The following is a 24931-nucleotide window of genomic DNA, read 5'->3' as shown; positions in this document are numbered from 1 at the left end:
TCAGGGGTCGAGCCGCACGACGGCGGCCATGCCCGACATCTCCAGGACGCGCCGCGTCGCGGAACCCTCGGGAGCGACCACCCGGCAGTCCGTCTGCAACAGCCGCAGCCGTTCGGCCAGTGCGAAGATGATGCGCAGACCGGCGCTGTCGATGTAGCGGAGCCCGCCGAGGTCGATCGTCACCCCGACGAGGTGGTTGTCGATCGAGGCGAAGACCCGGTCCTTCACGTCGTCGCTGTTGGACAGATCGATCTCGCCGGTGAGCACGATCTCGATGGTGCTGCCGTGGGGGCGGACGTCGACATCGGCCGCCGTCACGCGGTCTCGCTCTTCGAAAGGAGCTTGCGCAGCCACACCCGGGTGCCCTGCTCCCCGTGGTCGACCGTGAGCTCATCGCAGAGCTGCCGCATGAGCTGTGTTCCCCTTCCTCGGTGCTTTCCCCTGGCTTCCCGCCAGGTACCCGTGTCGCGGACGGTGACCTCCACGGCGCCGTCGCCCGCCTCCAGCCGCAGCGTGACCGTGCCACCCTGCGGCCCGTAGGCGTGCTCCACCGAGTTCGCCACCGCCTCGCCCACGGCGATCAGCAGATCGGCCACATCATCCTCGGACGCCCCGACGCTCGGCAACCAGCGACGCAGCTCGGAGCGCACCTCGGCCAGCGACTCGGGAACGGCGTCGATCTCCAGCTCCAACGACGAGTTGGATTCCGGTTCCTGTCGGCACACGGCGAGCACGGCGATATCGTCGCGTGCCGCCTCCGACCCGACCAGGGCGCTCATGACCTCGGCGCAGACCACCTCCGCCGGTCCGGGCCGCACGGTCTCGCGCAGCAGGCGAAGCCCGTCCTCGATCGGTCGTCCTCGACGTTCCACCAGGCCGTCGGTGTAGAAGAACAACGCGGTGCCGTGGCCGATGTCGAGTGTGGCCGTCCGCCGGGGCCGCGTCGACGAGCTGACCCCGATGGGTGCGTCGACGGGGAGGTCGGTGAGCAGGCGGCTGTCGCCGTGCCCGGTGGCGAGCACCGGAGCCAGATGCCCGGCCAGCGAGAGGTGGACCTGGTCCAGTGACGGTTCCCACATCGCGAAGGCGATGGTGGCCATGGACTCGGGTTCGAAGTGCCGGAGGTGGCGGTCGATCTTGGTGAGGACCTCGGCGGGGCCGTCGCAGTCGAGCGCGTAGGCCCGGACCGCCGTCCGGATCCGGCTCATGATCATCGCGGCGGGCAGTCCCCGGCCCACGACGTCGCCGATCGCCATGCACAACCGCCCCGAGGGCAGTGTGAACACGTCGTACCAGTCCCCACTGATGTCGAGTCGTTCCCCGGGAACGTAGCGCGACCCGAAGTCGAGCCCGGGCACGCGCGGCAACTCCGTCGGCAGCAGCGAACGCTGCAACGTGGTCGCGGCGTTGCGCTCGGTGGTGGTCAGCTGGCTGCGTACACTCACCGAGATCCGGTCGGCCGCGAGGCGAAGCCAGTCGATCTCGGCGTCGTTGAACTCGCGTTCGCGGAACGTGCCGACGTGCAGGATGCCGAGCAGCTCACCCTCCGCGAGCAGGGGAACACCGACGAGCGTGCGGAGACCCTTGCGCCACAACAGCGGGTTGACGACCGTGCTGGAGCTGACCTCGTTGATGACGTACGGTTCGCACTCCGCCGCGATGCGGCCCGCGAATCCCTCGCCCACGCGCACCCGCACGCCCTGGTGGACCTCTTCCTCGATACCGGAGGAGGCGGTGGCGACCAGGTGTTGTTTGGCGCTGTCCAGCAGCAGTGCCGTTGCGGTGTCCACCTCGAGGTTGTCGCGGATCCGGTCCAGCAGCTCCTGAAGCGCGTCCTCCACGCCCAGGTGCGCCAGAGTCGAATCGGTGATCGCTTCGATCCGACGCAGGCGGTCCTCGGCGCTGTCCGTCGTGTCGACCGCCCGTGGCATAGCCGCGAGCATAGTCTCCACCTACCGCCCCGGCAGTCCATGTCGACGTGATACTCGGCTCGTCCGGCCGCCGACATCGTGTCCGAATCCTACGCAGACTGCGTAGCCGTGTCCGCAGTTTGCGTCGCCGTGTCCGCATCGTGCGGTGCGAACTCCGCTGCGTGGGCTGCGGACACGGCTACCTGATCTGCGGACACGGTTACAGGGGTGGGCGGTTCGCCGCGAGGAGTGGTTCGAACAGGTCTCCGGACTCCGCGATCCGGTCGAGGACCTCGGCGGCGACGAAGGTGAGGTCCTCCGGTGTCTCACACGTCTCGACCTCGCTCCAGGTCACCGGAGTGGACACGGTGGGCGACGGCCGGGCGCGCAGGGAGTACGGCGCCACGGTCGTCTTCTTCGGGTTGTTCTGGCTCCAGTCGATGAGCACCTTGCCGCCGCGCAGGTTCTTGGCCATCCGGGACACGACGAGCTCGGGGTGCGCCTGTTCGAGCCGCTCGGCGAGCCGTTTGGCGTAGGCGCTGGTGCGCTCGCCCGAGCGCGCGCGCACGGGCGCGTAGAGTTGCAGTCCCTTGGAGCCGCTCGTCTTCGGGTGTGCGCTCAGCCCGTCGGCGTCGAGTTCGTCGCGCAGCCACCGGGCCACTGTGCAGCACTCCACGATCGTCGCCGGTTCGCCGGGGTCGAGGTCGAAGACGAGCAGGTCCGGGTCGCGGAGCCCGCCCCTCGGCCCGACAGTCCACTGTGGAATATGCAGTTCGATGCTCGCGAGGTGGGCCGCCCACACGAGGGTGGGCAGGTCCTGGACCAGTGCGAAGTCGGCGCTCTCCGAACCCCGGGTGCTGCCGGGGGTGTCGATGCGCACGGTGCGGACCCAGTCCGGTGCGTGGCGGGAGACGTTCTTCTCGAAGAACGACGAGGCCGCGACCCCGTCGGGATACCGCTTCAGCGTGAGTGGCCGGTCGCGGACGTGCGGCAGCAGCACCGGAGCCACGCGCACGTAGTAATCGATCACGTCGCCCTTCGTGAACCCGCTGTCCGGGTAGAAGACCTTGTCCAGATTGGACAGCCGAAACCGGCGTCCCTCGATGTCGACGACTTGTCCGGCGGTCATCGCAGCTCCTCCGGGTCGCGGTCCGTTCGCAGCCCACGCCAGACGGGTGCGCGCAGTCTGCCGTCGTCGGTCCAGCTCTTGAATGCCACCTCGCCGACGAGTGCCGGGCGCACCCAGTGGGCGCCCTCGGCCCGGTCGCGGGGCAGTGTCTCGGCGAACGGCGAGGTGCGGCGTTCCAGCCGGCGTAACCGGGCCGAGAGCGCGCGCAGCGCCGCGTCGTCGAAACCGGTGCCGACCTGGCCGAGGTAGCGCAGGCCGTGCTCGCCGGGCAGCCCCAGCATCAGCGATCCGAACGTCTCCGCTCGCCTTCCCTCGCCCCGCCGCCAGCCGCCGATCACCACCTCGGCCGTGCGCACGTCGGTGAGTTTGAGCCAGGCACCGCTGCGGTCACCGGGCCGGTACGGCGAGTCGAGCCGTTTCGCGATCACGCCTTCCAGTTGCTGTTCGGCGGCAGCGGCCACCACGGCGGGGCCACCGCCCTCGAAGGCGGGCGGGACCTGCCAGTGCTCCCCGGCGAGGTCGAGCTCGGTCAGCAGCCACCTGCGCTGCCGATACGGCAGGTCCAGGCAGGAACGGCCGTCGAGGTGCAGCAGGTCGAACACGAGGTAGGTCACGGGGTGCCGCCGGGCCAGGCTGCGCGCTCGCTGCTCACCGGCGTTGATCCGGCGCTGGAGTGCGGCGAAGCTCGGCCTGCCGTCGCGCAGGGCCACGATCTCCCCGTCGAGCCACACCCGCGTGCTGCCGAGCCGCTCGCCGAGTGCCCGTAGTTCCGGGTAGGTGCCGCTGATGTCGTCGCCGTTGCGGGAGAACAGTGTGGCTCGGCCCCCGTCCACCCTGGCGAGGGCGCGCACCCCGTCCCACTTGAACTCGTAGCCCCAGCGCGCGTCCTCGGCAGGCTCGGGCAGCGTCCCCGCCACGGCGAGCATCGGCCGCAGCAGTGGTGGCGGCGGGCTCCAGCCGGGGTCGTCGGGGGGATCGGAGCGGATGACGTTCCAGCCGCGATCGCCGGAACGGAAGAACACGTAGGTGCCCTCCAGCCGCTGCCCGTGCAGCAGCACCGCCACCTCGCGCTCGGTCCACTTGAGGGTTTCGTAGTGGCCGTGGTCCCAGATCGACATGCGCCCCGCGCCGTACTCGCCCGGTGGGATCTCGCCCGAGAAGGTGGCGTAGTCGAGCGGGTGGTCCTCGGTGTGCACGGCGAGGCGCACGGTGCCCGGCTCGTCGGGCAGCCCCTTCGGCACGGCGAACGACACGAGGACGCCGTCGCGTTCGAGCCGCACGTCCCAGTGCAGCCTGCGGGCGTGGTGCTCGTGGACGACGAACCGGTCACCCTCGCCGGTCGTGGCCACCTCACCGGGCAGCGGCTCGGGCGTGCGGCCCTCCCGCCGCCTGCCCCGGTACGGGTCGAGTCGCGATGCCATACGGCGGGGGTACCCGGAGGTGCGGTGGTGAACGCCGCGACGAGAACGGCCGGGCGCGGTGAGATCGCGCCCGGCCGTTCCAGAGTGTCGCCGGGCTCAGCCGGTGACGGACTCGACGATGACCTCGGCGCTGGCGACGCGCAGGTCGTCCTCCGTGCGCACGGTGAGCACGCCGCGCAGCACCCGGCCCTCACCGGGCTCGCCCGAGGCGGTCACGGTGGCCGGCACGGTCCAGGTGTCGCCGGTGGCGCGTTCGGTGGCCGGGTCGTCGACCTCGATCGCGCCAAGGCCGTCGACCGAGTACACGTCGAGGTAGTCGTACTCGGTCGCGCCGGACGGCACCGCGTAGGCGTCGACCTCGACTCGCCAGGTGCCCGCCGCCGGGTCGGCCACGGTCACCGACTCCTCGGAGTCGCCGTCGGCGGTGTAGTCGGCCAGCACGCACGACCCAGAGGTGCAGTCGTAGACGAACAGGTCGAGGTCCGCTCCGCCGTCGGAGGTGGAACCGATGGTCGCGGTCAGCGACGAGGCACCGTCGGGCACGGTGAGGTCGTAGGTCTGCGCCTCGCCGTCACCGATGGTGGGCCGCTCCTGCCGCGCGCTGTCGAGCGCGGCGCCCGTCAGCCCGCCCGTGAAGGTGCCGAGGGCGTTGGAGACGGTGTACTCCCGCGCCACCGGCTCGTTCAGCGTCGCTTCGGTCAGCACGTCGGGGTCGGGTTCCACGGTCGCGCCCTGCACCGACATCGACAGTGACCACGGCGCGGTCTCGACGTCGGAGGTTCGCCGCGACTCCACCACGATCTCCCACACGCCCGGCATGGGATCCACGCTCGTCCGGCTCGCCGCGGTGCCGCCGGGGCAGCCGCCGCCCGCGTCCGGGTTGAAGCAGTGGATCGACGACGTGGAGTCGACGGGAATGCCGGTCGGGTCGTAGCGGACGAAGCGCACCTGGCCCGCGCCGTCGTCGCCGCCCGCCGCCATGTCGACCTTCAGCGAGCTGGTGTTCTCGGGAACCCTGACGAACACCTTCGACACCTGGTTACGCCCGACCTCGCCGGACGCCTCCGCCGTGAAGCCGTCGCTCTCGGCGAACTCCAGCGGTGCGAACACGACGTTCATGGTCTGCACGTCGTAGCCGACGGTCCTGCGGTCGTCCAGACGCAGGAGCGCGGAGTGGGCGCCCGCCGTCTCGGGCTCGATCCGCACGTCGAACTCCACCGGCCGGTCGAGCGGCAGCCTGACGGTGCGCTTCGAGGAGAAGGTGCCGTCGTTGCCGACCCAGCTGGCCTTGTAGTTCACCGGCCGGTCCGGTCCGGTCGTCCTGGTCAGCGTGTAGGTCCGCGTGTAGCTCTCGCCGACCGTCACGCCCTCGCGGTCGTGGATGCCGACGCCGGTGTCCGGGGTGGCCAGCTGGTGCGACAGCACCGTGTCGACCTCCACGGAGGTGCTGACGTCCGCGTGCTCGGTACCGCGCAGCACGCGCAGCGCCTTCACGGTGTCGATCAGGCCGGCGCCCTGCGCGTAGGCGGGGATGCCGTCGACGAAGCGGGCGGTCGAGCTCATCGCCGAGCGCAGCACGGCGACGTCGGGGCCCTCGCCCCGGTGCAGCGACTTGTACGCCCCTACCAGCAGCGCGGCCGAGCCGGTCGCCTGCGGTGCGGCCATTGACGTGCCGTTGAACATGCCGTAGCCCGGCGGCAGCTCGTAGGTGCCCGGCACCGGGCTGCCCTCCTGCCAACGGGGGATCGGCGACACGGCGGAGCCTGGGGCGATCAGGTTGGGCTTGAAGCCGCCGTCCTCGGCCGGACCCCGCGACGAGAACGGGTGCAGGCTCTCGTCGGTAGCGGACTCGGAGCCGTAGTTGGCGAGCCAGGTGTCGTCGGTGATGTACGAGCCGACGCTGACCGCGTCGGTGGCCACGGACGGGTCACCCACGGAGTTGGCGCCCGCGCCGCTGTTGCCCGCGGAGATGAACAACTGCACGTTGTAGGTGTCGATGATGCGGTTGTACAGCTCGGCGCGGGCGTTGTTGCCGTCGTTCAGCGCGGGCAGGCCGCCGATGGAGATGTTGACGACGTCGGCGCCGTGGGTCGCCGCGTAGACAACGCCGTCCACGAGCCCGCTCGACGTACACGACGGCGTGGACAGGCACGCCTTGATCGACATGAGCTTGGCTCCGGGCGCCGCGCCGTCCATCTCGCCGCCGAACAGGTCGTTGCCCGCCGCGATGCCCGCGACGTGGGAGCCGTGCGCGCCGCCGGAGAGCCCGATGTTGACGTAGCCGGGCTGGTCGGTCTGGACGACGAAGGACATGCGTTCGACCACCCCGGTGTCGGGGTCGTCTTTGCCGAAGTGGGCGACGTCGTGGTCGATCGCGTAGTCGCGCATCGGTTCCTCGTCGGTGAAGTCGCCGTCGCCGTCGAGGTCCACGCGGACCTGCTTGGTGTCCGCGTCCAGGAGCACGCCCCAGCTGTCCTGCCGGTCTCCGTCGCGGTTGACGTCACCGCCGAGTTCGCTCGACCCGGAACCCAGGTCGTCCGCGGTCTCGGAGAACACGCCGAACGTGTGCTCGCCCTCCGGGGCACTCCACTCGCGGCCCTCGGCGGTGAAGGTGCCGGAGTGGACCTGCTCCGACATCGTCACCCAGGTGCCGTCGCCCGAGGTGGGCGAGTTGGCCGTGTACCAGTCGACGATCTTGCGCTCGCCGGTGCTCGTCTTCGCGAGCGCGGGATGGTCGAGGTCGACGCCGGTGTCGAGCACGGCGATCGTGGTGCCGCGCCCGTCCCACCAGGGGAACCAGTCGGTGAACTGCGCGGCCTTGGTGTCCTGCGTGGGCAGGTACGGGTTGCGCTTCGGCGTGTCGGCGTCGGGAGCGGGCTGCGGGATCGGGTCGGTCGAGCCCACGGGTTCCGGCTCGTCCCTGGCGATGAGCCCGTCGACGTCGACGGCCTTGACCGAGCGCAGCTTCTGCGCCTGCTCGGCCGACTCGAGCGGCACGCTGACCTTGAGGTAGTCCAGTTCCTCGTCGGTGTCGCGCACCGTGCCCCCGAGCGCGGACAGCTCGCCGGCGGCGGCGCCCGCGCGACCGCGTTCCGCGGCGACCAGGAGCGTCACCGACGACTTGCCCGCCTTCGCGGCCTGGTCGAGCAAAACGCGGTCCTCGCGGTCGAGTTGTTCGTCACCGGGTTCTGACGGGGGCGGTTGGTGCTGCTGGCCGGATGCCTGCGGTACGCCGACACCGAGGAACGCGACGGCACCGACGGTCGCCGCGACCCCCATTCGTCTGAACCAGGGTTGTGCTGTCACTGGGTGACCTCCCACGCGCGGAATTTTGCTCGATCATCTCCAGTTGACTCACAGACGTTTCACACGCGGACGCTTCGGCGGTGAAGTCCCGACTTTCGTAGGGGTCCACGAGGGTGCACGGCGGCGCGGGGCGGGGGTCTTGATCACTGCGCGTGGTCGGTCGGGGAGACTGTTCGCACCCGTGTTCGACGAAGGAGAAGCTGGAGGTCCCTGACACCCATGATGGGTCGCACCCACGCACTGACCGGTTGGTGTGCGGGCCTCGCCGTCGCACCCGCGGTGGGCGTCACCACGCTGTCCCAGGCTGTGGTCTTCGCCGCCACGACGGCGGGCTACGCCCTGCTGCCCGACCTCGACCATCCGGGTGCGCGCGCGTCGCGGCTGCTGGGACCGGTCACCGGGGGGCTCTCCTGGCTGCTGCGGAAGGCGTCGGCCGGGTTGTACTCCGTCACGAAGGGGCCGAGGGACGAGCGGAAGAAGGGCACGCACCGACATCTCACTCACACGCTGCTGTTCGCGCTGCTGCTCGGCGGCGCGACCGCGTGGGGTACCGCGGAGGGTGGGCCGTGGGTCGTCGTCGGGGTGGTGGTCTTCGGCCTGCTGCTGGCCGAGGACGGGCTGGGCGACTGGCTGTTGCCGGTGGCGGGTGGTGCGGTCGTCTGGTGGGTCGCCGAGAACAGTCCGAACGCGCTGGCCGAGCTCGACTCGGTGGCGGGTCAGCTCGGCGTCGCGGTGGCGCTGGGGTGTTTCACCCACTGTCTCGGTGATGCTCTCACCGAATCCGGTTGCCCGTTCCTGTTCCCTGTTCCCATCGCGGGGGAGACGTGGTATGAGTTGCGGCCCCCGAAGGCCCTGCGGTTCCGCACGGGAAAAAAGGTCGAGACAACCTTCCTCTTCCCGGTTTTCGCCGTTCTTGGCGTGTTGCTCATTCCGGGGGTGTGGCCCGCGCTGGTCGGTTTCGTGAACGACGTATTTAGCAGTTCGACAACATGAAGCCGCCCCGGGGAAACGACCCCGGGGCGGCTGAATGAAGAACAGGCGAGAACGTCAGCCCTTCTCGGCGTAGAACGCCTCGGACTCCACGTCCCACGCGGCGGCACCCTTGACACCGGCCGCGGCGCCCGACTCCTCGTACTCCGAGTAGCCGAACTTCTTGTCCTTGTCCTTCTTCTTGTCCTTGTCCTTGCCCTTGTCGCCGTGGCGGGCGTCGCCGTTGTCGGAGCGCTTGTCGCCGTCCTCCTTGGCGTCCTTCTTCTTGCCGTGCTTGCCCTCGATCGAGGCCTGAACGGCCTCCGTGGACACGTCGCCGGCGACGGCGCCTTCCGGACCCGCGAGGGCGTAGTTTGCCTCGTAGGAAGCCCAGTTCAGCTGAGCCTCGTCCTTCTCGGCCGCGCCCGCGACACCGGCGAAGCCGAACGCAAGCGGGAAGGCCAGGGCGGCCGCCACCATACCGCGACGAACACTGCGCATGAGCTGATCCTTTCTCGTGTTACACAGGGTGTGTAGCCGAGGCAGAAAGCCTCGCCGTTTTTGCTACCCGCGCCACACGAGAACTAAGCGGGAATCGAAGAGTGTGGCAGATCACTTCACCGGTTGGTGGTATCGCGAATGCCGTGAAAAGCGACGCTGGCCACGGCATCGATAATGTGGGTGTCATCCCCGCGGGGGCGATACCACTCCACCAGGGAATTGACCATTCCGAACAACAGGCGTGCGGTGAGGGCCGGATCGACGTCGGGGCGCACGTCGCCGTCGCGTTCGGCCTGTGCCACGAGATCGGCGACGGTCCGGTCGAACCGGCGCCGCCGGGCCAGAGCGTCGCGCTCGACGTCGGTGTTGCCCCGCACCCGCAGCAGCAGGGTGACGAACGGAAGCCGATCGACGAGCACGGCCACGCTGCCCCGCACGAGGTGGTCGAGCCGGTCGATGGCGCGCCCCTGGAGCGCCGCGGCCTCGTCCGCGACACCGAGCAGGCCGTCCAGTGCCCGATCGACACCGAGCCGCAGCAGTTCCTGCTTACCGCTCACGTGGTGGTAGATCGCGGACTTGGTGATGCCGAGCCTGCGCGCGAGGTCCTCCATGCTGGTCCCGTCGTAACCGCGTTCGTTGAACAGGTCGACGGCGATGCGCAGCAGCGACTCCAGGTCGTACCCGGGCCGTCCCCGGCGCCCGGACCCCGTGCGCTGCGTTGTGGTCATGGGTGTCAGTATCCCCGATCATCCTCGCTGGTCGATCACCCGGCGCAGCTTGCCGACCGAGCGCTCCAGCGTCTCGGGCTCCACCACGTCGACGGCCACGGTGACTCCGATCTCCGAACGGACCCGCTCGGCGACCAGCGCGGGCACCGGGTCGAGCCCCGAGGCGCCCGGTGCGGCCTCCACCCGCACGGTGAGCTGGTCCAGCCGGTCGCGCGAGGACAGCACGAGCTGGAAGTGCGGGGACAGCCCCTCGGTGCCGAGGATGATCCGCTCGAACTGGGTGGGGAACATGTTCACGCCCCGCAGGATGATCATGTCGTCCGAGCGGCCCGTGATGCGGTCCATCCTGCGGTGCGCGGGACGGGCCGTGCCGGGCCGCAGGGTCGTCAGGTCCCGCGTGCGGTAGCGCAGCAGCGGCATCGCCTGCCTGGTGAGCGTGGTGATGACCAGCTCGCCGTGCTCACCGTCGCCGAGCACCTCGCCGGTGACCGGATCGACGATCTCGGGGTAGAAGTGGTCCTCCCAGATGTGCAGGCCGTCCTTCGTGTCCGCGCACTCCTGTGCCACACCGGGGCCCATGATCTCCGACAAGCCGTAGATGTCCAGTGCCCGCAACCCGGCGCGCTGCTCGATCTCCTCCCGCATTCCCTCGGTCCACGGCTCGGCGCCCAGGATGCCGACCCGCAGTGACGACTCCGCGGGGTCGAGGCCCTGCCGTGCGAACTCGTCGAGCAGGGTCAGCAGGTACGTCGGGGTGACCATGATGACCTCGGGCCGGAGGTCGGCGATGAGGCGCACCTGGCGGGCCGTCATGCCGCCGGAGGCCGGGATCACGGTGCAGCCGAGCGCCTCGGCGCCGTAGTGCGCGCCCAGCCCGCCGGTGAACAGGCCGTAGCCGTAGGCCACGTGGACGGTGTCGCCCGGCCCGCCACCGGCGGCCCTGATCGAGCGCGCCATGAGCGCCGACCAGGTGCGGATGTCCTCGGCGGTGTAGCCGACGACGGTCGGTGAGCCGGTGGTGCCGCTGGAGGCGTGGATGCGGGCAAGCCGTTCGCGCGGGACCGCGAACAGGCCGGTCGGGTAGTGCTCGCGCAGGTCCTGCTTCGTGGTGAACGGCAGTCGCGCGAGGTCGGCCGGCTCGGCCCGGTCGGGGTCCAGCCCCGCCTCGTCGATCCTGCGGCGGTACAGCCTGACGTTGTCGTAGGCGTGGCGCAGCGTCTGCCGCAGGCGGCGAAGCCGCAGGTCACGCAGGCCGTCGGGATCGAGGTGTTCCTCGGGGTCGAGGGCTGGTTTCGGCACGGTGTCGAACACTCCTTCTTCCCGGCGCGAGATCGGGTCCGTGCGGGCGTTGTCCGGCGTGACTTGTGCCCCCTAAAATTACTGGCCGAACGTTTGGTAAATCAATGAGGAGGTTCGTGGTGACAGGGGTACCGACGGTGTTGCCCAGCTACGTCTCCGGGGGATGGCGCAGGCCCTCGGACGACGGCACACCCGTCCGCGACGCGGTGACCGGCCATGACGTCGCCCGGATCTCCGCCAGCGGCCTCGATCTGGGTGCCGCGCTGGAGCACGGCCGCCGGACCGGCGGGCCCGCGCTGCGGGAGCTGACGTTCCACCAGCGGGGTGCCCTGCTCAAGGCACTCGCCTCCCACCTGCGCGAGCACCGCGACGAGCTGTACGCCCTCTCGGCGCACACCGGTGCCACACGTGGTGACGCGAAGTTCGACGTCGACGGCGGGATCGGCACGCTGTTCGCCTACTCCAGCCTCGCGCGGCGTGAGCTGCCCGACGACACCGTGTGCGCCGACGGCCCGGTGCTCCCGCTCGGTAAGGGCGGCACGTTCCTCGGCAGGCACCTGCTCACCCCGCTGCACGGCGTGGCCGTCCAGATCAACGCGTTCAACTTCCCCGTGTGGGGGCCGCTGGAGAAGTTCGCGCCCGCGTTCGTGGCCGGGGTGCCGACCCTGGTCAAGCCCGCGAGCCAGACCGCCTACCTCACCCACCGGCTGGTGGAGCTGATCGTCGAGTCGGGGCTGCTGCCCGAGGGCGCGCTCCAGCTGGTGTGCGGTGGTGCCGGCGATCTGCTCGACCACCTCACGCCGCAGGACCTCGTGTCGTTCACCGGCTCGGCCGACACCGCGCGGCGCCTGCGCGCCCACCCCACCGTGGTGCGGCACAGCGTGCGGTTCAACGCCGAGGCGGACTCGCTCAACCTCTCGGCGCTCGGGCCGGACGCCACCCCGGGCACCGTCGAGTTCGACCTCTACGTCGACTCGCTCGTCACCGAGATGACCGTGAAGGCCGGGCAGAAGTGCACCGCGATCCGCAGGGCCTTCGTGCCGGCGGAGCTGATCGACGACGTGGAACAGGCCGTGGCCGAACGACTGGCCGCCGTCCCGGTCGGCAACCCGGCGCACCCCGACGTGCGCATGGGTGCGCTGGCCAGCCTCGAACAGCGCGAGGAGTTGCGCCGCAGCCTCAAGGCGCTGCGCGACGCGGGCCGCGTCGTGTTCGGCGACCCGGACCACGTCGACGTGGTGGACGCCGACCCCGAACGCGGCGCGTTCTGTTCCCCGGTCCTGCTGCGCGCCGACGACCCCGACCGGGCCGAACCCCACGAGGTCGAGGCGTTCGGTCCGGTGAGCACCCTGATGCCGTACCGGTCGGTGGAGCAGCTCGTCGACCTCGCCGCGCGCGGGCAGGGCAGCCTCGCGGGCTCGGTGGTGACCGCCGACGCCGACTTCGCCCGCGCCGTCGTGCTCGGGGCGGCACCCTGGCACGGGCGCCTGCTGGTGCTCGACGCGGACGACGCCGGGGAGTCCACCGGGCACGGCTCGCCGCTGCCGCAGCTCGTCCACGGTGGTCCCGGCCGGGCAGGCGGTGGTCAGGAGCTCGCCGGGCTGCACGGCGTGGCCCACCACATGCAGCGGACCTCGGTGCAGGCGAGCCCGGCCGTGCTCAGCGCCGTCACCGGCGAGTGGGTGGCGGGCGCGCCGCGCCGCGAGGGGGAGCACCCGTTCCGCAAGCCGCTGTCGCGGCTGCGGGTCGGCGACGCGGTCGTCGCTGGGCCGAGGACCGTGACGAGCGAGGACATCGCGCACTTCGCCGAGTTCACCGGCGACACCTTCTACGCCCACACCGACGAGCAGGCGGCGGTCGAGAACCCGCTCTTCGGCGGCATCGTCGCCCACGGCTACCTGGTGGTGTCGCTCGCGGCCGGGCTGTTCGTCTCGCCGGAGCCCGGTCCGGTGCTCGCCAACTACGGACTGGAGAACCTGCGGTTCCTCACTCCGGTGAAGCCCGGCGACTCGCTGACCGTGACTCTCACCGCCAAGCGCATCACCCCACGCACGGGCGCCGACTACGGCGAGGTCCGCTGGGACGCCGACGTCACCAACGCCGAGGGCGAGTCGGTGGCCAAGTACGACGTGCTGACCCTCGTCGCCAAGGAGGGCTGACCATGACCGCGACCGCGGAGCCCGCTGAGCTGGAACGCCGGTTCGAGGAAGTGATCGCGCGCGAGGAGCGCGTCGAGCCGAGGGACTGGGTACCGGACGACTACCGCGCCACGATGATCCGGATGATCGCGCAGCACGCGCACTCCGAGATCATCGGCATGCAGCCGGAAGGCAACTGGATCACCAGGGCTCCGTCGCTGCGGCGCAAGGCCATCCTGCTCGCGAAGGTGCAGGACGAGGCGGGGCACGGGCTGTATCTGTACTCGGCGGCCGAAACCCTGGGCGCCGACCGGGACGAGCTGACCCGCAAGCTGATCGAGGGCAGGCAGAAGTACTCGTCGATCTTCAACTACCCGACGCTGAGCTTCGCCGACGTCGGCGTGATCGGCTGGTTGGTCGACGGCGCGGCGATTTGCAACCAGGTCCCGCTGTGCCGCAGCTCGTACGGTCCCTACGCCCGCGCCATGATCCGCATCTGCAAGGAGGAGTCCTTCCACCAGCGGCAGGGCTACGAGCTGCTGATGACGATGATGCGCGGAAGCGACTCGCAGCGCCGCATGGTGCAGGACGCCACCGATCGCTGGTGGTGGCCGTCGCTGATGATGTTCGGCCCGCCCGACGCCGACTCGCCGCACACCGAACGCTCGATGGCGTGGAAGATCAAGCGCCACACCAACGACGAGCTCCGGCAGCGGTTCGTGGACATGACGGTGCCGCAGGCCGATGCGCTGGGCGTGACACTGCCCGATCCCGACCTGAGGTGGAACGCCGAACGCGAGCACTACGACTTCGGGGCCATCGACTGGGCGGAGTTCAAGCGCGTCGTGGCGGGCAACGGGCCGTGCAACGCCGAGCGCGTGGCGCACCGGCGTGCCGCCCACGACGACGGCGCGTGGGTCAGGGAGGCCGCCGCGGCGCACGCGGCAAGGCGGGCGGAACGGGACGGTGCGGCATGAGTGGTCAGTGGCCTCTCTACGAGGTGTTCGTGCGCGGCAAGCGCGGGCTCAACCACGTTCACGTCGGGTCGCTGCGCGCGCCCGACGACGAGGTGGCGCTGCACAACGCCCGCGATCTCTACACGCGGCGCAACGAGGGCGTGAGCATCTGGGTCGTGCGGTCGCGCGACATCACCGCGTCGAGCCCGGACGAGAAGGACCCGTTCTTCGAGCCCAGTGGCGACAAGGTGTACCGCCACCCGACGTTCTACGACATTCCCGACGACGTCCCGCACATGTGAGGCGGACCATCATGGCATTCGACAACGTCTACGAGGCCATCACCGATGCCGAGGACTCCGCTCACTGGGCCTTCGGCACCGGGTTCGCCGATCCGCTGACCGGCGTGGACACCACCGTCCCGCCGGGTGTGGATCGTGACGCCCTCACCGCGTACTGCCTGATGCTCGGTGACGACGCGCTCGTGACGTCGCACCGGTTGCAGCAGTGGTGTACGCGCGCCCCCGAACTGGAGGAGGAGGTGGCGCTGGCCAACATCGGGCTCGACCTGCTGGGCCAGGCCAGGCTGCTGCTGTCCCGCCCGGGTGAGCGGAGCGAGGACGACTACGCCTTCCTGCGCGACGAGCACGAGTTCCGCAACGTCCGGCTGGCGGAGTTGCCCTGCGGCGACTTCGGCGAGCTCGTCGCCAGGCTGCTCGTGCTGTCCACCTGGCGGCTGGCCGTGCTGCGGCGGCTGGTGGACTCCCGTGACCCGGTGCTCGCGGCCGTCGCGGCCAAGGCCGTGAAGGAACTCACCTATCATCGCGACCACGCAGCACAGTGGACCGTCCGGCTCGGTGACGGCACCGACTTCTCCCGCGAGCGGATGCGGGCGGGACTCACCACGGTATGGCCCTACGTGGCCGAACTGTTCGAGCCCCACCCGGTCGAGCGGACGCTGGCCGAGCAGGGCGTTGCGGTGGACCCTTCGCTCGTGCGGCCCGAGTTCGACGACGTCGTCGAGCGCGTGCTCTCCGCCGCGACGCTGACCGTGCCCGACGTCGCCCCGGCACCCGGCGTGTCCGGCCGGGCGGGCCGCGACGGCGTCCACACCGAGGCGATGGGGTACCTGCTGGCCGAGTTGCAGAGCGTCGCACGCGCACACCCGGAGGCGACATGGTGACCGCGCGCTCCGTGGCGGAACAGGTCCGCGATCCCGAGCTGCCGATGCTGACGCTGGCCGATCTCGGCGTGCTCCGCGATGTGTCCGAATCGGACGGCCGGGTCGTGGTGTCGCTGACCCCGACCTACAGCGGCTGCCCCGCGATGGACGAGATGCGGGCGGACGTGGTGCGGGCCCTGCACCGTGCCGGGTTCGCCGAGGTCGAGGTCCGCACGGTGCTGCATCCGCCGTGGACCAGCGACTGGATCAGCGAGCGGGGCCGGAACAGGCTCACCGAGGCGGGAATCGCGCCGCCGCAGCACGTGGTGTCCGGCGGAGCGGGGACCGCGGTGCCGCTGACGCTGGAACCACCGCGCCGCGTGGTCCCGTGCCCGCGTTGCGGCTCGCGCGACACCGTGTCGCTGTCCGCCTTCGGCTCGACGGCCTGCCGCTCGCTGCGGCGCTGCCGTGCCTGCGAGGAACCGTTCGAGCACGTGAAGGAGTTCTGAGTGCCCCTGACACCGTGTCCGCAGCCCATGCAGCCGTGTCCGCAGCCCATGCAGCCGTGTCCGCACTTTGTGCAGTCGTGTCCGCACTTCACGCGCCGGCCGTCGGAGTCCGGCCTCAGGGAGGACCAGTGACCGCCTCCGCTCCGTCCCGGCTTCGGACGGTCTTCCACCCACTCACCGTCGCCGACGTCACGCGGTTGTGTGACGACGCGGTCGCGGTGACCTTCGAGGTGCCCGACGCACTCGCGCGCGACTACGACTTCCGGCCCGGCCAGTCTCTGACGCTGCGGCGCACGGTGGACGGTCGGGAGGAACGACGCTCATACTCCGTGTGCGCCGCCGAGGGCGAGCGGCCGAGGATCGGGGTGCGCGAGATCCCCGGCGGCATGTTCTCGTCTTGGCTGGTCCACGACGTGCGGCCCGGCGACCGCCTCGACGTCGGAACCCCCACCGGCACCTTCGTCCCCGAGCCCGGCCCGGCTCAGCACGTCTTCGTCGCGGCGGGTTCGGGCATCACGCCGGTGTTGTCGATCCTCGCCTCGGTGCTGCGCGATCCCGAGGTGGACGCGATGCTGCTCTACGGCAACCGCCGTTCGGACACCGTGATGTTCGCCGACGAGCTGGCGGAGCTCAAGGACCGCTGTCCCGACCGGCTGCAGCTGGTACACGTGCTGTCCCGGGAGCCGAGAGAGGCGGAGCTGTTCACCGGCAGGCTCGACAGGGCCAAGCTCGCCGAGTTGCTCCGCCTGGTACCGGACGTCGCCTCGGTTGAGTGCTGGTGGCTGTGCGGGCCGTACGGCATGGTGACCGGCGCGCGGGAACTGCTGCGCGCCCACGGCGTCGACGACTCCCGCATCCGCCAGGAACTGTTCTTTGTGGACGATGTGCCGCCCGAACCGGTACGCCACCCCGACGAGGAGATCACCGGCGAGGCCAGCGAGGTCACCGTGACCCTCGACGGCCGCGCCAGCACGGTCGCGGTGGAGCGGACGTCGGCGATCCTGGACGGAGTGCAGCGCGTGCGACCCGATCTGCCGTTCGCCTGCAAGGGCGGTGTGTGCGGGACCTGCCGGGCCAGGGTGGTCGACGGCGAGGTGCGGATGCGGCGCAACTTCGCGCTGGAGGACGCCGAGGTGGCGCAGGGGTTCGTGCTGACCTGCCAGGCTCGGCCGGTCTCGGACGTCGTGCGGCTGGACTACGACGCCTGAGCGCGCCCGGGGTCACCCTCGGGCGCGCTCGCGGGGTCGCAGCCGTCTCAGCCGAAGAAGCCGATCAGCTCGTCGGCGACCATGTCCGGCTTCTCCTCGATGAAGTAGTGCCCGGCCCCGGTGACCTCCTTGAGCGTCACGTCCTTCGCGACCTGGGGCAGGGTCTGGCTCATGCTCGTGTAGAAGAACCCGTCGGCCATCCCCAGGATGGGGGTCGACACGGGAGCGTAGGTCGCCATGTCGGCGATGTCCTGGCCGAACGCCTGGTACCAGCCGTTGGTGCCGCGGATGGTGTCGCGCGAGTCGTAAGCCTGCGCGTAGACCCGCCGGTCGAAATCGGTCACCGCGGCCGGGTTCTGCATGGCGTTGTCGAGCATCCAGTCGATCAGGAACCGGGAGCGCCCCTCGACGAGCTGCTCGGGCAGCTCGCGTACCTGGGTGAAAGCGAACCACCACAGGTGGAACGGGTCCTCGGGCTTCGGCAACATGCGGAACTCGTAGTAGCTCTCGTCCGGATGGGTCACCGCCAGCATCGCCAGCTTGCGCAACCGCTCGGGGTGGTTGGCGGCGAGGCTGTAGCCGACGATCGAACCGATGTCGTGGCCCGCGACGTGGGCGCTGTCGTAGCCCAGGGCACGGATCAGCTCGGCGATGTCGCGCGCCATGGTCTTCTTGTCGTAGCCGCCCTCGGGCTTGTCCGACGCACCGCCGCCGCGCAGGTCGACCGCGATGACCCGGTAGTGCCGCGCGAGTGCGGGCATGACCTTGCTGAACTCCCACCACGTCTGGGGCCACCCGTGCAGCAGGATCAGCGGCTCGCCGTGGCCTCCGGCGACGTAGTGCAACCTGACGCCGTTGACCGTGGCGTAGTGGCTGCTGAAGCCGCCGTGCAGGGACCGAGCCAGGTGGTGATTCGATATGGTTCCGGGACCGGTGCCGGCGGCCGCTGCGGTGGTTCCGGCAGCGGCGGCCACGGCCGTCCCCGCTCCCATCACGAGAAGCCCTCGTCGTGTCACGTTCACTTGGCGGTGCCTCCTTGAGTCGCACTCGTCACAGTGGGCAACACAGTGAAGCAGGCCGACCCGGTGAAGGTCGAGATCGACAAGAGAACTTCTTGGCACCGTTTTCGCCCGTCTCCGCCACGACTCGCGGACCGGCCGGTCCGCGGCGAGCCGCCGGCCCGGCGCGTTCGGGTCTGATTCGGACGGTGGGAAGACCGTTGCATCCGCAGTGGTCGCTCCCGCGAATGTACGGGAAATCCGTGACCGAGCGTGTACCCTCCGTGCGGATGCCTGCGCAGTCGAGAACGGAGTGAGTGGCCGGTGAAGTACCTACTGTCGATCTACTCGAACCGCGAGGTCTGGGACTCCCTGCCCGAGCAGGTGCGCACGGAGATCCAGCAGGGCCATGGCGAATTCATCGCGGCCATCAGTCAGACGGGCGAGTTCGTCAGTACCGACGCGCTGGACGCCCCGTCGTCCAGTGCCGTCGTGGCGGTTCGGGACGGGGTCACGACTGTGACGGACGGGCCCTTCGCCGAGTCGAAGGAGTTTCTCGCGGGCTTCTACGTGGTGGAGTGCGAGAGCGCCGAGCGTGCGCGCGCGGTGGCCGCGCTGATCCCGGACGCCGGTGTCGAGGGGCTCGCCATCGAGGTGCGCCCGATCGTCTTCTCGGACAGCCGCACCGGCTGAGCGTCTCGTGCCGGACATCGACGGCCTGCTCCGCGAGATGGCTCCGCAGATCCTGGGGATGCTGGTCCGCAGGGAGGGCCGCTTCGACGCCTGTGAGGACGCCGTCCAGGAGGCGCTGCTGAGCGCCTCGCTCCGGTGGCGCGAGGACGGCGTCCCGGCGAGTCCCCGTGGCTGGCTGCTCACGGTCGCGTCGCGCCGGTTGACCGACGAGTACCGCAGTGACCTGGCGCGCCGGCGCAGGGAGGACGCCGTCGCGGCCCTGGTGCCGCCCGCCGACCGGGTGGCCCCCGGGCCGGGGGAGGCCGACACCGTGCGGCCGAGCCGGGACGACACGCTGCTCCTGTTGTTCCTGTGCTGCCACCCGGTGCTGCCCGACAACGCTCGCCTCGCGCTGACGTTGCGTGCCGTGTGCGGCCTGACCACCGCGCAGATCGCCGGAGCGTTTCTGGTTTCCGAGTCGACGATGGCACAGCGCATCAGCAGGGCGAAGGCCCGCATCCGGTCGAGTGGCGCGGTGTTCGGCATGCCCGGCGAATCGGAACTCGCCGACCGGCTGGGTGCGGTGCTGCACGTGCTGTACCTGCTGTTCAACGAGGGCTACACGGCGACGTCGGGCCCGGACCTGCACCGCGAGGAGCTGACCGACGAGGCCGTGCGGTTGACGCGCCTGGTCCACGCGCTGGCGCCGGACGACGGCGAGGTGACCGGACTGCTCGCGCTCATGCTGCTCACCGACGCGCGCCGTCCCGCGCGGACGACCGCCGAGGGGGACCTCGTCCCGCTGGCCGAGCAGGACCGTCGACTGTGGGACGCGGCGGCCGTCAAGGAGGGCGTCGAGCTGCTGACCGGGGTCCTCGGCCGCGGCAGGCCGGGTCCTTACCAGCTACAGGCCGCGATCGCGGCGATCCACGACGAGGCGGCGGACGCGCAGGAGACCGACTGGCCGCAGATCCTGCACCTGTACACGCTGCTCGACGCCATCGCACCCGGCCCGGTGGTCACGCTGAATCACGCGGTGGCGCTCGCGATGGTGCGAGGTCCCCGCGCCGGCCTGGAATTGCTGGCCGAGCTCGACCGGGATGAGCGCGTGGCGGGCGGCCACCGGCTCGCGGCCGTCCGAGCGCACCTGCTGGAGATGGCGGGCGAGGTCGACGCGGCGCTGCGGTGGTACCGCACCGCCCGTGACCGCGCGAGCAGCTCGCCGGAGCGGCGCTACCTCGAAGCCCGGTGCGGTCGGCTCACGCGAGCCGGGTGACAGAAGTGTCGAGATCGGCGGTCCCGCTCCGACTCCCTGTGAGAGGCACCGTCCGGGTGCCGGGACAGGAAGGGACAGTTGTGCCGCACTACATGCTCATCATGCGGGGGATCTCGGAGCTGGTCGAGGCCCTGTCGACGCAGCAGCGCGACGACATCGTCGCGGGACACGGCCGCTTCACCGAGGCGATGAAACGCACGGGCGAGTTCGTGTCGACCCACGCGCTGGCCGACACCGACGACAGCACAGTGGTGAGCGTCAGCGACGGCGACACGGCCGTGCGGCGTGGCCCGTTCCACCCGTCCGAGGTGTCGATGGGTGGGTACTACATCGTCGACTGTGCGGACAGGGATCGGGCGCACGCCGTCGCCGCGATGATTCCGGACGCCCGGCTCGACGGTGTCGGGATCGAGGTCCGGCCGATCGTCTACTCGGACGCCGCGAACTGAAGACCGGCCGGGACTGTCACACCCGCGGGCAAGACTCAAGGGCACACCACTGGTGCTCGGCAGCGCCCGCATCCGGAGAAAGGAAACGACTCATGTCCATTGTCACCGCCGACCTGGCGATCTCCCTCGACGGATTCATCGCGGGGCCCAACATCACCGCGGACAATCCGGTGGGAGATCGGGGGATCGAACTGCACGAGTGGTTCGCCGGTCTCGCCAGCTGGCGCGAGCGGCAGAACCTCTCCGGCGGCGTCGACAACACCGATTCGCGCATTCTCGGTGCGTGGTTCGACGGCACCGGTGCGGTCGTGATGGGCCGGACCATGTTCGACACCGGTGAACTGCCGTGGGGCGAGAATCCGCCGTTCCGGGCGCCGGTGTTCGTGCTCACCAACCGGCCGCGCCCGGTACTCGAGAAGGCAGGCGGCACGAGCTTCACCTTCGTCTCCGACGGCATCGAGAGCGCGCTCAAACAGGCCCGGGAGGCCGCGGGCGACCGGAACGTCGACATCGCGGGCGGGGCACAGACGGTGCGGCAGTACCTGCGAGCCGGCCTGATCGACGAACTCCAGCTGCACGTGGTGCCGATCCTGCTGGGCGACGGGGTGCCGCTGTTCGACGGCATCGGCTCCGACATGCCGTCGTTGGAGCAAGTCCGTGTCGTCGAAGGCGAGAGCGCGGCACATCTCACGTACCGTGTGATCCGCTGACGGCGACGGCGGTCCGGGCGGCGACGTCCGGACCGCCCGCTGCTAGACCCGGCCGTTTCTGGCGCTCACCGGGCCCGGCGCGGGCTCGCCGCTGTGGGTGTCGCGCAGCAGCCGCATGGATCGCGCCAGTTCCTCCGACGCCTCGGGCCCGAGAGGGCCGAGCACGGTGCGGCGGAGGATCTCCGCGCACGCGGTACGCGCCTGCCGGGCGACGTCCAGTCCGTGCTCGGTCAGGCAGGCGTAGGTGACCCGGCGGTCGTGAGTGCTGGCGACCCGGCGCATCAGGCCCGCGCCGCAGAGCCGGTCGGCCACCTTGGTGAACCCGCCGCTGGACAGCGCGGCCTCGCGGGCGAGCCGGGTCATCGGCATTCGGTGATCAGGGGAACGGACCAGGCGCAGCAGAACGTCGAAGGACGCGGGAGCGAGTCCGAAACGTTCGGCGATCTCGCCCATCAGGCGGTCCTGGGTGGCGAGGTAGCCCTCGATCACGAGGCCCCACCAGGTCACGATCTCATCGTCGTCGGGTTGGATCGGCACCACGACAGGATACCGGACTCTCTTCTGGGAATATATCTTGCCCGCAAGAGTTTATGCTCTAACGTAGGAGGTACTCACTCGCCAAGGAGGAGCCATGCCGTTTCGGACGAGCGGACTGCACCACGTCACCGCCATCGGGGGTGACCCCAGGCGCAACGCCGACTTCTATCTCCGCACGCTGGGGCTTCGCCTGGTGAAGACCACGGTGAACTTCGACGACCCGGGCACCTATCACCTGTACTACGGTGACGAGTCCGGTCGGCCCGGCACGCTGCTGACCTTCTTTCCGTGGCGGGACGCGCCCCGAGGCCGAGTCGGCACCGGGCAGGCGACCACCACGTCGTTCTCCGTGCCTGAGCGATCACTGGGCTGGTGGCGGCGGCACCTCGGCGAGGCCGGAGTCGAGAGCGAGCTGGTCCACCGAGACGGCGAGGACGCGCTGAACTTCCGCGACCCGGACGGCCTGACGCTGGCGCTGGTGGCGCACCCGCAGGGCGACCCGCGTGATCCGTGGGACACCCCGGCGGTGCCGGCCGAACACGCCATCCGGGGCCTGCACTCGGTGACGCTGTCGGTGAGCCGGGAGGACGCCACCGCGGGCATGCTGACGGAGGGCCTCGGCCTCTCGTTCGAAGCCGAGGAGCGCGATCGTTTCCGGTTCGCGGCGGGAGAGGGCGGCCCCGGCGCCACGGTCGACGTCCTGGTGACACCCGACGCCCCGCGCGGGCTGGTCGCGGCGGGCACGGTGCACCACGTCGCGTGGCGGGCTCCCGACGAGGACACCCAGTCGGCCTGGCGCGACGAACTGCTCGACCGCGGGGTCGGTGTCACGTCCATCCTGGACCGGCAGTACTTCCGCTCCATCTACTTCCGCGAACCCGGCGGCACCCTGCTGGAGATCGCCACGGACCAGCCCGGCTTCGGCATCGACGAGCCGTTGCTGGAACTCGGCAGAGCACTCAAACTGCCGCCGTGGCTGGAGCCGGACCGCGAGCAGATCGAGGCGGCGTTGCCCGCGCTGGACCTGCCCGCCGAGAACAACCCGGTGCGGACATGAGCGAGCTGACGTTCGACCACGAGTACGTCGAGGGCAGTGCGTCGGCCCCGGTGCTGCTCCTCCTGCACGGGACGGGTGGCAGCCCCGCCGACATCGTGTCGCTCGGCAAGGAGCTGTGCCCGTCCTCGCCGATGCTGGCCCCCGCGGGTCCGGTGACCGAGCGGGGCGCGGCTCGCTGGTTCCGCCGTCATGCCGAGGGCGTGTTCGACACCGAAGACGTCATCTACCGGGCCGGGCAGCTCGCCGACTTCGTGGTCGAGGCCCGGGAGCACTACGGGCTCGGGGGTCGCAGGCTCGTGGCCACCGGGTTCTCGAACGGAGCCAACATCGCGGCCGCCGCGGTACTGCTGCGACCCGACGTGCTGGCCGAGGCGGTGCTGTTCGCGGCCATGCTGCCGGTGCCCGACCCGCCGCACCACGATCTCTCCGCCAGTCGGGTGCTCATGGTGAACGGCAGGCGCGACCCGATGGCGCCGCTCGCGCCAGCCCAGGAACTCGCCGCGGTGCTGCGCGAGCGTGGCGCCGACGTCACCGAGCACTGGCACAGCGGGGGCCACCAGATCACCGTCGACGGCCTCGCGGAGGCCAAGGCGTGGCTGGGGCGCTGACGCCCGGCGGCCCGCGCTGGGGTGGCCTTCACTGCACGAAACCCGGCGAGGCCCGGGCTGCGGCGATCGGGTGATGGCGTCGCGAGTCGCCGATGTGCTCCGATGTCGCGAATATAGTCGTCGTCACTTCCGGAAATCGCGAAGGACGATGCACGATGAGCTTCGGTGACATGGTGAACTGCCCGCGCTGCCTTGGTTCCGGGCTGGCCCCCAACCGGAAGGACGCCTGTGGCAACTGTGGAGGACTCGGCCAGGTCCCCAAGTGACGACTGCCGGCTGTGTGCCGGGTCCGGGGTGCTGTCGTGGCAGCAGCCGCAGTGGGGCGTCCTGCGCACCATCGAGATGCCGTGCCCCGCGGGGTGCGGTGAGTACTGGACCCATCCCGCGCAGGAGGGTGACCGGGTGGTGCAGGAGCCAGACGACGCACCGGCCTGCCCGGAAGGCAACGTGGCCGCGGCCAACCGCATCGGGGCCGACTTCATCCGCAGCGCGCTCGAACACTGGGGCTATTACCCGAATGGGGATCACCCGAAAGGGTCGTGATCGGCAGTAGCATCGGGTCCGTGATGACGCGGAACCTGGTGCGCGGTGTGGGCCGGATGGCCGGGTGGGCGGCGCGTACGGGCTACGAACTGAGCCGCTACCTGCCCGGGGTCGACGACGGGGCACCGGCGGGGGACCCGGCGACGTCCCGCCGCGAACTGCAAGCCACCGGTCCGAGGCCCGAGCCGAGCGCCGACGGCGATCCGCTGCGAGTGCGGGCCGCCGCCCTGCTCGCGGAGTCGGCCGAGCTGGGCCGCGACGACGCGCGACAGCGTCTGTACGAGCAGGTGCTGTCGGATCTGGTGCCCGACGAGGTCCGTATCCTCGCGACGCTGGCCGACGGCGCGCCACATCCCGCCGTCGATGTCGCCGAGCGCACCGCACTCGGTGGCGTGGGCCGGACGGTGCTTCGCAACGCCTCCACCGTCGGCGCCACGGCGGGAGTCGTGCTCACCGAGGGTGTGCCCGTGTACGTGACACGGCTGGTCGGGGCTGGGTTGGCCGACCTCACCAAGGCGGACTCCGCGCTGGACACCCAGTACGAGGTACTCGTCGCTGACGACGCGGTGGTCGAGGCGGCGCGGCTGGCCCGAAGGCCCACGTACGTGCGCCGCACCCTGCGAATCAGCCAGTTCGGAGCGAACTTCTGGCAGGCCGTGGCCCCGTAACCGTGTCCGCAGGTCAGGTAGCCGTGTCCGCAGGTTAGGTAGCCGTGTTTGCACCGCACGATGCGGACACGGCTACGCAGGCTGCGGACACGGCACCGCACGATGCGGACACGGCTACGCAGGCTGCGGACACGGCTACGCAGGCTGCGGACACGGCTACGCAGGCTGCGGACACGG

At 70.5% G+C, this 24931-nt stretch carries 25 protein-coding genes; 15 read left to right on the top strand and 10 right to left on the bottom strand.

Annotation, left to right across the window (positions count from 1 at the left end; genetic code table 11):
• The 5 genes from FFT09_RS05610 to FFT09_RS05590 form a co-directional block, all read right to left on the bottom strand.
• Positions 1 to 318: an STAS domain-containing protein gene (locus FFT09_RS05610; protein ID WP_081191802.1), complete on the bottom strand. Its 318-nt coding sequence runs from the start codon at positions 316 to 318 to the stop codon at positions 1 to 3.
• Entirely contained in the window at positions 315 to 1931 is a 1617-nt protein-coding gene (locus FFT09_RS05605) for an ATP-binding SpoIIE family protein phosphatase (RefSeq protein WP_138382068.1), read from the bottom strand. The genes FFT09_RS05610 and FFT09_RS05605 overlap by 4 nt, the downstream gene beginning before the upstream one ends.
• A gap of 199 nt (positions 1932 to 2130) precedes the next feature.
• The gene (ligD, locus tag FFT09_RS05600; RefSeq protein ID WP_138382067.1) at positions 2131 to 3039 is read right to left on the bottom strand and encodes a non-homologous end-joining DNA ligase; all 909 of its coding nucleotides are present in this window, start codon (positions 3037 to 3039) and stop codon (positions 2131 to 2133) included.
• Complete coding sequence (gene ligD, locus FFT09_RS05595; protein ID WP_138382066.1) at positions 3036 to 4460, bottom strand: non-homologous end-joining DNA ligase; 1425 nt, start codon at positions 4458 to 4460, stop codon at positions 3036 to 3038. The genes ligD (FFT09_RS05600) and ligD (FFT09_RS05595) overlap by 4 nt, the downstream gene beginning before the upstream one ends.
• Positions 4461 to 4556: 96 nt before the next feature.
• Complete coding sequence (locus FFT09_RS05590) at positions 4557 to 7739, bottom strand: S8 family serine peptidase (protein WP_167305340.1); 3183 nt, start codon at positions 7737 to 7739, stop codon at positions 4557 to 4559.
• A 246-nt stretch (positions 7740 to 7985) separates the two neighbouring features.
• Between FFT09_RS05590 and FFT09_RS05585 the strand changes: the two genes are divergently transcribed.
• Positions 7986 to 8759: a metal-dependent hydrolase gene (locus tag FFT09_RS05585; RefSeq protein WP_081191797.1), complete on the top strand. Its 774-nt coding sequence runs from the start codon at positions 7986 to 7988 to the stop codon at positions 8757 to 8759.
• Between the two features lie 54 nt (positions 8760 to 8813).
• Here the strand turns inward: FFT09_RS05585 and FFT09_RS05580 are convergent, their stop codons facing one another.
• From FFT09_RS05580 to FFT09_RS05570, 3 genes are all read right to left on the bottom strand, one after another.
• Positions 8814 to 9236 (bottom strand): hypothetical protein, encoded by a 423-nt coding sequence (locus tag FFT09_RS05580; protein ID WP_081191796.1) that lies wholly within the window; start codon positions 9234 to 9236, stop codon positions 8814 to 8816.
• Positions 9237 to 9352: 116 nt separating this feature from the next.
• Positions 9353 to 9964 carry a TetR/AcrR family transcriptional regulator gene (locus FFT09_RS05575; RefSeq protein ID WP_024875319.1) on the bottom strand — a complete coding sequence of 204 codons (612 nt, stop codon included), beginning with the start codon at positions 9962 to 9964 and terminating at the stop codon, positions 9353 to 9355.
• Positions 9965 to 9982: 18 nt separating this feature from the next.
• Positions 9983 to 11263 (bottom strand): AMP-binding protein, encoded by a 1281-nt coding sequence (locus FFT09_RS05570; RefSeq protein WP_244231246.1) that lies wholly within the window; start codon positions 11261 to 11263, stop codon positions 9983 to 9985.
• Positions 11264 to 11382: 119 nt separating this feature from the next.
• Here FFT09_RS05570 and paaZ point away from each other — a divergent pair, with 119 nt between their 5' ends.
• The 6 genes from paaZ (at position 11383) to paaE (ending at position 17236) form a co-directional block, all read left to right on the top strand.
• On the top strand, positions 11383 to 13422 hold the full coding sequence (gene paaZ / locus FFT09_RS05565) for a phenylacetic acid degradation bifunctional protein PaaZ (protein WP_244231245.1): 2040 nt from the start codon (positions 11383 to 11385) through the stop codon (positions 13420 to 13422).
• Positions 13423 to 13424: 2 nt separating this feature from the next.
• Positions 13425 to 14378 carry a 1,2-phenylacetyl-CoA epoxidase subunit PaaA gene (paaA, locus tag FFT09_RS05560; RefSeq protein WP_081191791.1) on the top strand — a complete coding sequence of 318 codons (954 nt, stop codon included), beginning with the start codon at positions 13425 to 13427 and terminating at the stop codon, positions 14376 to 14378.
• Complete coding sequence (gene paaB, locus FFT09_RS05555) at positions 14375 to 14659, top strand: 1,2-phenylacetyl-CoA epoxidase subunit PaaB (RefSeq protein ID WP_024875315.1); 285 nt, start codon at positions 14375 to 14377, stop codon at positions 14657 to 14659. Before paaA ends, paaB begins: the two co-directional genes overlap by 4 nt.
• A gap of 11 nt (positions 14660 to 14670) precedes the next feature.
• Positions 14671 to 15540 carry a 1,2-phenylacetyl-CoA epoxidase subunit PaaC gene (gene paaC / locus FFT09_RS05550; RefSeq protein WP_138382062.1) on the top strand — a complete coding sequence of 290 codons (870 nt, stop codon included), beginning with the start codon at positions 14671 to 14673 and terminating at the stop codon, positions 15538 to 15540.
• Positions 15534 to 16028 carry a 1,2-phenylacetyl-CoA epoxidase subunit PaaD gene (paaD, locus tag FFT09_RS05545; RefSeq protein ID WP_024875313.1) on the top strand — a complete coding sequence of 165 codons (495 nt, stop codon included), beginning with the start codon at positions 15534 to 15536 and terminating at the stop codon, positions 16026 to 16028. The genes paaC and paaD overlap by 7 nt, the downstream gene beginning before the upstream one ends.
• Positions 16029 to 16156: 128 nt before the next feature.
• Complete coding sequence (paaE, locus tag FFT09_RS05540; RefSeq protein WP_081191789.1) at positions 16157 to 17236, top strand: 1,2-phenylacetyl-CoA epoxidase subunit PaaE; 1080 nt, start codon at positions 16157 to 16159, stop codon at positions 17234 to 17236.
• Positions 17237 to 17283: 47 nt separating this feature from the next.
• On the opposite strand, the gene FFT09_RS05535 is transcribed toward paaE, so the two are convergent.
• Complete coding sequence (locus FFT09_RS05535) at positions 17284 to 18258, bottom strand: alpha/beta fold hydrolase (protein ID WP_244231244.1); 975 nt, start codon at positions 18256 to 18258, stop codon at positions 17284 to 17286.
• 300 nt (positions 18259 to 18558) lie between these two features.
• On the opposite strand from FFT09_RS05535, the gene FFT09_RS05530 reads away from it, so the two are divergent.
• The 4 genes from FFT09_RS05530 (at position 18559) to FFT09_RS05515 (ending at position 21341) form a co-directional block, all read left to right on the top strand.
• On the top strand, positions 18559 to 18927 hold the full coding sequence (locus tag FFT09_RS05530) for a YciI family protein (RefSeq protein ID WP_081191786.1): 369 nt from the start codon (positions 18559 to 18561) through the stop codon (positions 18925 to 18927).
• Positions 18928 to 18934: 7 nt separating this feature from the next.
• Positions 18935 to 20182 (top strand): RNA polymerase sigma factor, encoded by a 1248-nt coding sequence (locus FFT09_RS05525; RefSeq protein ID WP_425273042.1) that lies wholly within the window; start codon positions 18935 to 18937, stop codon positions 20180 to 20182.
• Between the two features lie 80 nt (positions 20183 to 20262).
• The gene (locus tag FFT09_RS05520) at positions 20263 to 20631 is read left to right on the top strand and encodes a YciI family protein (RefSeq protein ID WP_081191785.1); all 369 of its coding nucleotides are present in this window, start codon (positions 20263 to 20265) and stop codon (positions 20629 to 20631) included.
• A 92-nt stretch (positions 20632 to 20723) separates the two neighbouring features.
• Complete coding sequence (locus tag FFT09_RS05515; RefSeq protein WP_138382061.1) at positions 20724 to 21341, top strand: dihydrofolate reductase family protein; 618 nt, start codon at positions 20724 to 20726, stop codon at positions 21339 to 21341.
• A 42-nt stretch (positions 21342 to 21383) separates the two neighbouring features.
• Here FFT09_RS05515 and FFT09_RS05510 read toward each other — a convergent pair whose 3' ends face one another.
• On the bottom strand, positions 21384 to 21878 hold the full coding sequence (locus FFT09_RS05510) for a MarR family winged helix-turn-helix transcriptional regulator (protein WP_081191783.1): 495 nt from the start codon (positions 21876 to 21878) through the stop codon (positions 21384 to 21386).
• Positions 21879 to 21972: 94 nt separating this feature from the next.
• Between FFT09_RS05510 and FFT09_RS05505 the strand changes: the two genes are divergently transcribed.
• From FFT09_RS05505 to FFT09_RS05490, 4 genes are all read left to right on the top strand, one after another.
• Positions 21973 to 22935, top strand: coding sequence for a ring-cleaving dioxygenase (locus tag FFT09_RS05505; protein ID WP_138382060.1), 963 nt, complete (start codon positions 21973 to 21975; stop codon positions 22933 to 22935).
• Entirely contained in the window at positions 22932 to 23543 is a 612-nt protein-coding gene (locus tag FFT09_RS05500) for an alpha/beta hydrolase (RefSeq protein ID WP_081191780.1), read from the top strand. Before FFT09_RS05505 ends, FFT09_RS05500 begins: the two co-directional genes overlap by 4 nt.
• 228 nt (positions 23544 to 23771) lie before the next feature.
• Entirely contained in the window at positions 23772 to 24086 is a 315-nt protein-coding gene (locus FFT09_RS05495; protein WP_176218265.1) for a hypothetical protein, read from the top strand.
• Between the two features lie 23 nt (positions 24087 to 24109).
• Positions 24110 to 24754, top strand: coding sequence for an Abi-alpha family protein (locus FFT09_RS05490; protein WP_167305359.1), 645 nt, complete (start codon positions 24110 to 24112; stop codon positions 24752 to 24754).
• The last annotated feature ends 177 nt before the right edge of the window (positions 24755 to 24931 follow it).

This window comes from Saccharomonospora piscinae, from assembly GCF_005862235.1.
In the GTDB taxonomy this organism is placed as follows: domain Bacteria; phylum Actinomycetota; class Actinomycetes; order Mycobacteriales; family Pseudonocardiaceae; genus Saccharomonospora; species Saccharomonospora piscinae.
This window is presented reverse-complemented; position numbering and strand designations above follow the sequence as displayed.